The 529-nt window shown below is 67.3% G+C and carries 1 protein-coding gene; it reads left to right on the forward strand.

Going from position 1 to position 529, the window contains the following annotated elements:
• On the forward strand, nucleotides 1–529 hold a 529-nt coding region (locus AC4FS3_RS29435; protein WP_491023484.1), incomplete at both ends, for an electron transfer flavoprotein subunit alpha/FixB family protein.

Raw genomic sequence — 529 nt, forward strand, 5'->3', positions numbered from 1 at the left:
TATGACGCGATCGTGGCTCCGGCCACCGCCAACGGCAAGAACATCCTGCCGCGCGTCGCCGCACAGCTCGACGTCATGCAGATTTCGGAAGTGACCAAGGTCGTCTCCGCCGACACCTTCGAGCGTCCGATCTACGCCGGCAACGCCATCCAGACCGTGCAGTCGACCGACGGCAAGAAGGTCATCACCGTCCGCACCGCCGCTTTCCAGAGCGCTGGCGAAGGCGGTTCGGCCGCCATCGAGGACGTCGCCGCCGCCGCTGATCCGGCCGTGTCGTCGTTCAAGGGCGAAGAGCTGTCGAAGTCCGACCGTCCGGAGCTGGCTTCGGCCAAGATCATCATCTCTGGTGGTCGCGCGCTCGGTTCGGCCGAGAACTTCACCAAGTACATCGAGCCGGTCGCTGACGCGCTCGGCGCCGCCATGGGCGCCTCGCGCGCCGCTGTCGACGCCGGCTACGCGCCGAACGACCTGCAGGTCGGCCAGACCGGCAAGGTCGTCGCGCCGCAGCTTTACATCGCCGTCGGCATCT

The sequence above is a fragment of the Pseudogemmobacter sp. TB195 genome (assembly GCF_058313095.1).